Genomic DNA, 8,973 nt, shown 5'->3' with positions numbered 1-8,973 from the left:
TGGCCGGTGGCGGTGGACCCGGTAAAGGCGATCTTGCGCACCAGCGGATGGTCGACCAATGCCGCGCCCGCCTCGTGGCCATAGCCGGTGACGATGTTGACCGCGCCCTTCGGGAAGCCGACCTCGTCAATCAGCTCCGCCAGCCGCAATGTGGTCAGCGAGGTCTCTTCGGAGGGTTTCAGCACCACGGTGCAGCCGAAGGCGATGGCGGGGGCGATCTTCTGGATGGCCTGGCCAAGCGGGAAGTTCCACGGCGTGATCCCGCCGACAACGCCCACCGGCTTGCGCTCGGTATAGGCCCGGTAGATGCCGCCATCATCGAAAAAGGGCGAAAGCGTGATGTATTCACCGGGCGTCTTGGAGGCCCAGCCGCCGAAATAGCGCAGCGCGTCGATGGTGACAGAGAGGTCGATGTGACGGGCAACGGCATAGGGCTTGCCATTGTCCAGCGATTCCAGCCGCGCCAGTTCGTCCGCGTGTTCCTCGACGACGATGGCAAGCCGTTCCAGCAAGCGGCCGCGGTCCAACGGACGCATCCGACGCCAGGCCGTGCTCTCAAAACAGGCATGGGCCGCCTCTACAGCGCGGTTGACATCCTCTGTCGAGGCGGCGGAGAGTTCGGTGAACCGGGTGCCGGTCGCCGGATTGAAGACCGGGATGGTCTTGCCAGAGCTGGCCTTGACCCACGCACCATTCACATAAAGGTCGGTCCGGGGCAGTCGAAGGCCCTTGTCTGTCGCGTTCATTGTCGTTCCCTCCGGGCTTGTTGGCTGGGCCGCTGCGCTGTTCATGGGGTGCTCAATGCGGGGCGTCTGACCCCCCCTTCGATCTCGGCATCGAAAGACCGGATCGCGCCGTCGAGTGCTTTCCCTTCTTCATCGCCCAGAGCGGCCTTGTTCATGAATGCCAGCCAGCCCGCGGCCCCCGGCCGACCTGCTATGCGCGGCACCTGAGCCAGAACCTGGTCGAACTTTGACAGACCGCGGCTATGGGTGTCGGAATAGCCTTTGATCAGTCTGCGACTACGCACAATTTCGACGGCCAGCGGATAGTCGGTCGGCAGGTGTGCCAGGGCGGTGTCCAGCCAAATCGCAATATGGGCCATCTCACGTCCGTGCCGCAGGCTGCGCCGCCGCAGCCGGCGCAGGCGGCTGAGCGTATAGAGCGAAAGGAACCATAACACCGTGCCGGTCCGCACCCGGCGCCCGCGATTCACCAGCCGGTCGAGCGCCTTGAACAGGCGGGGACGGTTTTCGATGGCAGACCCGAGCGACGCGGGCAAGAAGCCGACGATCTCTTCCATCCGCGGGTGCATATACTCGGTGGTATAGAGGATTTGCGATGCCGATGCGCCGACTTCATCCTTGACCCTCCGGAAGCGGCTGGCCCGTGTTTTCAGATCAGCGACGCGGAGCACATCATCATAGGCCATGCCAATCGCCAGATATTTTGCGGCCGTCTCGGTGAAGCTATAGGTCTGTGCCGCACCGCCGGCGTTCCGGTCGTGACTGTGAAGGGACACCAACCGGTCAAGATACTCTTGCGCATAGGCCGGATCCTGATAGTCGACCAGCCGTCGCAGTCCCGCATAGATCATCGGATGCAGGTGTGGCGGAAACTCTGCCCGGACGCGTTTGAGCAACGCATCGAGTTGTGAATGTCCCGCTGATACCGGCAGCGGTGGCAAGCGCTTTTCCGGGCCTTGCTTTACGTCGGGGGCCGGCGGATTGGCACGTGCAATATCATGCGCTTGCGCGAAAGCAGCCAGGCTGGCATCGACCCCCTTGCCGCTGGCGCGCACCGCAGTTTCAAAGACATCGCGGCCAAATGGCAAGACGCCAGCACCGCACAGGGCACCAAACAGCGCTGACGAAACGACTGTGCCAGCCCGTTCGGCCACTTCCTGCATGTCAAAGGCGATGATCTTCCTGGCCGCGATCCCTGCCGCCTCGATCACCGTCATTGAATCTCCGACGCCATTGCCGGGCACCTGTTTTTCGACCACCGCATAGAACCGATGGCTGGAGGCGATCAGGACGGTCTGCGCGGGGTTCACGAAACCGCGCAGAATGGCCCGCCCGGCCTCCATGAATTCGGCGGCGAGAACGATATCGACATCGCCGGGGGTGGGCATCAGCGAGAAAACGGGCCGCTTGCCGTCCAGCGGGCGCATCATCTCGACATAGTAGATGGTCGCGCCGGTCCGCTGGGCGACACCAGGAACCGAGGTAGATTGCGCGGCCCAGCCTTGGGCTTCCGCGATCGACACGATCCAGTCCGCCAGAACACCCCCGCCCTGCCCCCCCATGGCGAGGATGGCGATGGAGATCGGCTTTTCGTGGATACGGCCTGGCAAATGGTCGATCAGAGCTTTCATGATTTTCTGCCTCAGTCCGGGAAAGCGACGCGGTTGGTATCCGCAAAGTTCTGCAGGCTGCCAATGACAGCATTGCGGAAGCGAGCGATGAACCGGTCCCACCGGGTCGGGTTGTGGATGACATCGGCACGGTAGAAGGAAGGGCACAGAACCGCGGCCTCGGAGACCTCGCCACAGTTGCCGCAACCGACGCAGGTATTGTCGATCGCCGCGACCGGATCGTCCTTCAGCGGATCATCCGTCTGCTTGACCGAAAGCGAGGGACAGCCTGACAGGCGGATGCAGGCGTGATCGCCGGTACAGATATCTTCGTCCACGCCAAACCGTTCCTTGACCATGCGTTGGCCAGCCTTGACCGCTGCACGGAACTGCGGTTTTTCGCGCCGCTGCTTGTTGAGCATGCATTCCGAGGAGGCGATGATCACCTTGGGACCGGTCTCTTTTGTGGTCAGCGCCTCGGTCAGGGTCGCGCGCATTTTTGACACGTCATAGGTGCGGTCGATCTGCCTGACCCATTTCACGCCCATGCCTTTGACCGCGGTGGCGATGCTGTGCTGGGTTGAACGGCGCGGATTGTCGGCACGCGAGGACAAAATGTCCTGCCCTCCGGTCGCGGCTGCATAGTGGTTGTCGACGATGACAAACACCCCGTCATGTTCATTAAACACGGCATTGCCGATGCTCGAGGTCAGGCCGTTGTGCCAGAAGCCGCCATCGCCCATGACCGAAATCGTGCGCTTATCTGACTTGACGTTGAAGGCCGAAGCCCCGGCGCCGGACAGGCCATACCCCATGGTATTGCCGCTGACGTTGAACGGGGGAAGGTTGGCAAAGATGTGACAGCCGATATCGCCCGAGACATGGTGCTCGCCGATGTCCTTCTCGGTAAGCTTCATCGCGGCGAAAATCGGTCGTTCTGGACAACCTGTGCAGAATCCCGCCGGGCGTGGCGGCACGACCTCCGCCAGTTTCATCACGGGTTTGGATGTGAGGATCGGAACCGGATCGGGAGCGGGCGGATGGTTGCCGAGCATGGCGACGGCGTGCTTCTCAAAGAAGCGACGAACGCCCTTTTCTACCACCGCGGCAGTGTAGTCTCCACCCATCGGCAGCATGTCCTTTCCATGCACCTTGGTCGTGATATCGTGGCGGTGCAGGACGGAAATCAGCGACTGCTCGATATAATTCGGATGGCCTTCCTCGACCATGATCACCGCCCGCTTGTCGCGGCAAAACGCCACGACTTCGTCATCGATCATCGGATAGGTCACATTCATCACATAGATGGGAACCAAAGTCTCGCCATAGGCATCCGCCATTCCCAGATAGAGCAGCCCGCGCATCAGGCTGTTATAAAGACCGCCCTGCACGACGATCCCGACTTCGGCATCTTTCGGGCCGAAGAATTCGTTGAGTTTTGCGTCGCGGATATGCTGGATGGCTTTGGGAAACCGCTCTTCGAGTTTCTCGACATCCTGTGCAAGCGATGCAGGCGGCAGCACCACCCGGCTGATGTCGCGGCGCGGGGTCTTGAGCGCATCGCGCAGCTTGAACGCAGGCGACCGGTTGTTCTTGGCGACAAATTCGCCATGGACATGGCAAGCCCGGATTCTGACCTGCATCATGACAGGCGTATTGGACGCTTCGGACAGTTCGAACCCCTGCTCGACAGTATTGACCAGGGACTCGAGATTGGGACGGGGATCCAGCAGCCACATCTGCGACTTCATCGCAAAGGCGTGACTGCGCTCTTGCGGGATGGAAGAGCCCTCGCCGAAATCTTCGCCCAGAATGATCAGGGTCCCGCCCGTCACACCGCCAGAGGCCAGGTTGGTCAGCGCGTCCGACGCGACGTTGGTGCCGGCAGTCGATTTCCAGGTTACGGCACCCCGCAGCGGATACATGACCGAGGCAGAGAGCATCGCCGCCGCAGAAGCCTCTGATGCGGAAGATTCGAAATGAACATCCAGCTCGTCGAGCAACTCATTGGCATCCGCCAAAACATCCATCAGATGTGAAATCGGAGAGCCTTGATAGCCGCCGACATAGCTCACCCCGGATTGCAACAACGCCTTGGTGATCGCCAGGATGCCTTCGCCGCGAAAGATCTCTCCTTCACCGATGCGGAGTTCCTGCACCTCTTTCTTGAATGATCTTTCCGCCATGTTCTGTGTCCCTTGCCTGAAGAGTTTTCGTCTCGTGGGTCCGGGGCCGGATCAGCGCTTTACCACGATGCCCGCCGCTTCCCTGTCCCAGGTGTCAGAGGTCAGACCACGGTCGCGCAGTTTGAACTTCTGAATTTTGCCGTTTTCGGTTCTGGGAAAGCTTTCAAGGAATTCGAGGTATCTGGGCACCGCAAAATACGACATCTTGCCCTCGCAATGGCCGATGACCTGCGCCTCTGTCAGCTTTGCGCCTTCGGCAAGAATGATGCATGCCATGACCTCGTCCTCGGCAAGATCAGAGGCCACGGGAAAGACGGCGGCCATTTCGATATCGGGATGGGCGACCAGGACCTGTTCTACCTCATAAGAAGAGATGTTCTCTCCCCGGCGCCGGATGCTGTCTTTCATCCGGTCGATAAAGCGGTAATAGCCATCGCCGTCGCGCAACATTCGATCGCCGGTGTGCAGCCAGAGATTGCGCCAGCTTTCAACCGTCTTTTCCGGCATCCCGAAATAGCCAAGCGCCATGGAAAAGGGCTCTTTCGCGCGCAGCACCAGTTCGCCTGCTTCGCCATCTGGCAGCGGATTGTCAAAACTATCGACGATCTGCGCCTCGAATCCGTCGCGCAATTTGCCCGCCCATCCCGGCCTTACCGTCGTGACATCCGCTCCAATGACAGCATTGCTTTCCGTCGCGCCATAGCCTTCAAGAAGGACAATGCCGGTGCGTGCGGTAAAGGCTTCTGCCGCGCTGGCCGGCACCCCTGGCGACAAGGCAACCCTGATCTTGTGCGTTGTCTCCGCTGCGCTCGCCGGACGCGACAGCAACATGGGAACCATTGCGCCGAGCAGATAGGTCACGGTTGCGCCGGAGGCGTTCATCGAGGTCCAGAAGTTGCTTGCGGAAAAGCGCTGCTCGACAACCTGCGTCGCGCCGAACAGCAGGGCCTGAAAGAAGCAATTCAGCGCATTGGTATGAAACAGTGGCAGCGGCGTGTGCAGCACATCGCCGTCGACGACCCCAAGCTGGGTTCCGGTATAGTAGCCCCACCAGAAGAATTGCGCATGCGGACAGACGACCCCTTTCGACATGCCGGTGGTGCCCGAGGTATAGAGGATGGTCAGCGGATCATCGGGCTGCACCACGGCCGGCGCAATCGCTGAACCTGCGGTTGGAAACGGCAGGAAGTGCGGACCGCCGGACGGCTGCGACAGCTCTTGCTCCCCGATCACCCAGACGGTCTTGACCTGAAGCGCTGAAAAATCCAATGCGTCCAGCGCTGCAAGCACCTCCCGCTCGATGATCAGCAGAGTAGCGCCGGAATTTGACAGAATGTGCTGAAGCTGGAAACCGCGCGACGCCACATTGATCGGAACCGAGACCGCGCCGCGCCAGCCGCAGGCAACAAAGGCCTTGATGAATTCGACCCTGTTGGAAGCCATGATCGCAACCCGGTCGCCGGGCACCACACCCGCCTCCGCCAGCCTGTCGGCATAGCGCGCCGCCGTGTCCTGCATATCACTGAAGCTGATCCTGGAGTCGCCGCAAATGAAGAGATCCCTGCCGCTGAACCGGGCGGCCTGGCGCTGAAGCATTGTGGAAAACACCCGGTCTTCAGGCCGGAACATATCCCTCAAATCTTCATGAACCATAGCTTTCCCCCTTGTTGCGGCGACCGGCGGCTTTGTTGTCTGCTGCTTGGCGACCAGCACCATAGCCACCAAACTGCCTTGCCTTCTGATTCCGTTAATCATATGATAAATCATATGAAGATGTCCACTGTTTTTGCAAGCTAAACCGACGAACCGATGCTCTTACCGAAAGGAATAAATATGCAGGGGCTGTATTTCGAAGATATTTTCGTAAACCAAGTGTTTGAAACGAAAGAGATTACTGTATCCAGAGCCGATATATTGGACTTCGCCGGTACGTTTGACCCCAACCCTTTTCATCTCGACAAAAATGCTGCGACGCAGCTCGGTTTTCCAGACATAATTGCCTCAGGAATGCACACGCTGTCCTTGAGCATGAAACTGTTTTTTGAACTGAAGCTTTGGGATGAAGCCATCCTGCCCTCTCCGGGGCTGGAAAATGTGCGTTGGCACCGGTCGGTTTTTCCGGATACCCATTTGTATGTGAAAGCAACAGTCCGCCAAATCCTTCCCTCTACCTCGAAACCGGATCGGGGCATCATCAAGATCCACCAGGAAACCCTGGACAAGACAACCAACCAGGCGTTGATGACCGTCGACGTGATGCATCGCCTCAGGCGGCGGCGGCCGGGCTCAAATCCCGGTAGCCCGTTGCAAGCCAAAGAAGTGGAAGACAAGGCATGACCGGAACCGCAAAGGAAGAGCCGATCATGGATGCCAAAGAAGAGAAAATCGATTTCGACAGCTTTCTGCCCTATTACTTCTATCTGATCTCGGAAGGACTGGGCCAAAGGTTCAGTACCGTTCTGAAGCCCTATGGTGTGACCATCCGGCGCTGGCGGGTCCTGATGGTTCTGATGAGCGAGGGTCCGAGCAATATGACTGAACTCAGGAAGAAATCGCTAATCGAGCAGTCTGCGCTGACCCGGGTCGTGGATCAGATGGAGCGGGACACTCTTGTTACCCGGCGCCCCAACCCCGACGACAACCGGGTCACTGATGTGTTTCTGACCGATCAGGGCCGCAAGATGTATTACGATCTGCGGCCAGCGGCCGAATCCTATGCTGATGGCATTGTGGCAGGTATGCACAAGCCGGAGCGTCGGGCGCTGGTCAAATCCCTCAAGAAAATCCTTCAGAACCTCGACGCAGGATAGCTGCAAAGCCGCGCCGATCCGCACGCAGATCAGCGCATACCCCGTCATGCTGACGTCAGCTTCAGTGTCGATTTCCGGCCATTGGCAATCAGATCCCGGAAATCGTGGATCGCCTGAGCTGGTGAAAGGTTGCAATGCTGGCCACGGCAGATTCCGGTACCGTTCAGCCGTGCGAGGCGAACCTGCATCTCGGCACTGAAAAGAGTGACGGCAGCGGCATTGACGACAGGCGCAGGTCCGATTGTCATGCCATGCTCCGAACCAACCAGCAAAGCGGGCAGAATTCCCGCAGCCACAATAACATCGGCGCCCTTGTCGACCAGTGGCTGAGCGGCTGCGCGGAAGGCACCGAGCATGCGTGCCTTGGCCTGCAGATTGCCAGCGAAAGCTTCCGAAAAATCTGACGGCTCGCCATTCATGCCGGCCACATGCACAACCCGGTCGCCCAGTCCGTATAGCGCGGCCTGTTCCAGATGATACGACCGGTATAGCTCGTCCAGCGAAACCAGGCCGATCTCACGGCCGAGTTGGGCAGCAAAATGCATCGTCGCTTCACCCGCGCCGATCACAGGAATGGTCACGGCAGATTTCATATCGTACAGACCAGGGTCCTGGAAGTGACCCATGACCACCGCATCATACCCTGCCTCGGCGGCGGCAATGGCATTGTCGATCGCCAGCACCGCGCAGCGCAATTCCGACAAGCGGCTGAAGGCGCGGTCGGGCGGCGACAGACCGAACACATCGACGGTTGTGCCGGGCATCGCGATTTCGTTGAGAACCTTGGCCAACCGCTCCATGTAGGGCGCGCTGGCGCTTTCATCGACGAAGCTCTGCCAGAAAATGCGCATCTTTCCGCTCTCTGATGGATGTGTCATTCGGTATCCGCCAGTGCCAGAACGCGCAGCGGGCTGCCGGAACCATCAAGCACTTTCAGTGGCGCGGAAACGATGATCGCGCCCCTTGCGGGCAATTTGTCGAGGTTCGTCAAGCACTGCAGGCCATACTTTCCGGCACCATGCAGCAAGCTGTGCGCCGGAAAGGGAAGCGCGAAGTTCCCCGCCTGTCCGGCATCGGTCCCGATGGTTTCCGTCCCGAAACCGATGATGTCACGTTCTTCGATCAGCCACTGGATGGCCTCCTGCGTCGGTCCGGGCGTGTGGGCACCATCAGCTTTCAGATTGGCATAATCGACACTGCTTTTCTTGTACCAGTCGGTCCGCATCAGAACCCACCATCCCGCCGGAATCTTCCCGTGCCGGTCTTCCCATTCCTTCAGAACGTCCACGGTCAGAAGATAATCTGCATCTGCGGCGCATGCGCTTGAGCAATCAATCACACATGCCGGGCGGATCATGTTTTCCAGCGGCATCGTATCGACGGTGTTGAGCGGCAGGTCGCGCCCGGTAACCCAATGCGCCGGCGCGTCGAAATGGGTCCCGGTATGTTCTGAAAACGTCAGCTTGTTCCAGTACCACGCCGGCCCAGCCGCGTCGTAGCGCGAGAGTTGCTCGATCTTCACCGGGGTCGCCTGGGCAAATTCAGGTGGCAGCACCAGCGTTGGAAAATCCGGCGAAAGCGTATGAGTCAGATCAACAATCCTGAGCGTTCCTTGCGTCAA

Annotated in this window: 8 protein-coding genes; 2 read left to right on the top strand and 6 right to left on the bottom strand. The window is 59.5% G+C overall.

Translation table 11 applies throughout. The features are described 5' to 3' along the window. From J2X53_RS17855 to J2X53_RS17840, 4 genes are all read right to left on the bottom strand, one after another. On the bottom strand, positions 1-746 hold a 746-nt coding region (locus tag J2X53_RS17855; protein WP_349038853.1), incomplete at its 3' end, for an aldehyde dehydrogenase family protein. A gap of 41 nt (positions 747-787) precedes the next feature. Then, positions 788-2,377 carry an indolepyruvate oxidoreductase subunit beta family protein gene (locus J2X53_RS17850; protein WP_349038852.1) on the bottom strand — a complete coding sequence of 530 codons (1,590 nt, stop codon included), beginning with the start codon at positions 2,375-2,377 and terminating at the stop codon, positions 788-790. A gap of 11 nt (positions 2,378-2,388) precedes the next feature. Continuing rightward, positions 2,389-4,542: an indolepyruvate ferredoxin oxidoreductase subunit alpha gene (locus tag J2X53_RS17845; RefSeq protein WP_349038851.1), complete on the bottom strand. Its 2,154-nt coding sequence runs from the start codon at positions 4,540-4,542 to the stop codon at positions 2,389-2,391. Between the two features lie 51 nt (positions 4,543-4,593). Continuing rightward, positions 4,594-6,195 (bottom strand): ATP-dependent acyl-CoA ligase, encoded by a 1,602-nt coding sequence (locus tag J2X53_RS17840; protein WP_349038850.1) that lies wholly within the window; start codon positions 6,193-6,195, stop codon positions 4,594-4,596. 180 nt (positions 6,196-6,375) lie between these two features. Between J2X53_RS17840 and J2X53_RS17835 the strand changes: the two genes are divergently transcribed. After that, positions 6,376-6,879 (top strand): MaoC/PaaZ C-terminal domain-containing protein, encoded by a 504-nt coding sequence (locus J2X53_RS17835; RefSeq protein ID WP_349038849.1) that lies wholly within the window; start codon positions 6,376-6,378, stop codon positions 6,877-6,879. After that, a complete protein-coding gene (locus J2X53_RS17830; RefSeq protein ID WP_349038848.1) occupies positions 6,876-7,352 on the top strand; it encodes a MarR family transcriptional regulator in 477 nt (158 codons plus the stop codon). Before J2X53_RS17835 ends, J2X53_RS17830 begins: the two co-directional genes overlap by 4 nt. Positions 7,353-7,396: 44 nt before the next feature. Here J2X53_RS17830 and J2X53_RS17825 read toward each other — a convergent pair whose 3' ends face one another. Both J2X53_RS17825 and J2X53_RS17820 read right to left on the bottom strand, forming a co-directional pair. Then, on the bottom strand, positions 7,397-8,203 hold the full coding sequence (locus tag J2X53_RS17825) for an aspartate/glutamate racemase family protein (RefSeq protein ID WP_349038847.1): 807 nt from the start codon (positions 8,201-8,203) through the stop codon (positions 7,397-7,399). Between the two features lie 23 nt (positions 8,204-8,226). Then, positions 8,227-8,973 carry a cyclase family protein gene (locus J2X53_RS17820; RefSeq protein ID WP_349038846.1) on the bottom strand — a complete coding sequence of 249 codons (747 nt, stop codon included), beginning with the start codon at positions 8,971-8,973 and terminating at the stop codon, positions 8,227-8,229.

It is taken from the genome of Pseudotabrizicola sp. 4114 (genome assembly GCF_031457365.1).
In the GTDB taxonomy this organism is placed as follows: domain Bacteria; phylum Pseudomonadota; class Alphaproteobacteria; order Rhodobacterales; family Rhodobacteraceae; genus Pseudotabrizicola.
Note: the sequence above shows the minus strand (reverse complement) of the source record. Positions and strands in the feature narration are given on the sequence as shown.

What these genes read in the sequence shown, in the direction of transcription:
- J2X53_RS17835 (WP_349038849.1), top strand. Translation starts at nt 6,376, where the DNA reads ATGCAGGGGCTGTATTTCGAAGATATTTTCGTAAACCAAGTGTTTGAA.
- J2X53_RS17830 (WP_349038848.1), top strand. Translation starts at nt 6,876, where the DNA reads ATGACCGGAACCGCAAAGGAAGAGCCGATCATGGATGCCAAAGAAGAG.
- J2X53_RS17845 (WP_349038851.1), bottom strand. Translation starts at nt 4,542, where the DNA reads ATGGCGGAAAGATCATTCAAGAAAGAGGTGCAGGAACTCCGCATCGGT.
- J2X53_RS17850 (WP_349038852.1), bottom strand. Translation starts at nt 2,377, where the DNA reads ATGAAAGCTCTGATCGACCATTTGCCAGGCCGTATCCACGAAAAGCCG.
- J2X53_RS17840 (WP_349038850.1), bottom strand. Translation starts at nt 6,195, where the DNA reads ATGGTTCATGAAGATTTGAGGGATATGTTCCGGCCTGAAGACCGGGTG.
- J2X53_RS17825 (WP_349038847.1), bottom strand. Translation starts at nt 8,203, where the DNA reads ATGCGCATTTTCTGGCAGAGCTTCGTCGATGAAAGCGCCAGCGCGCCC.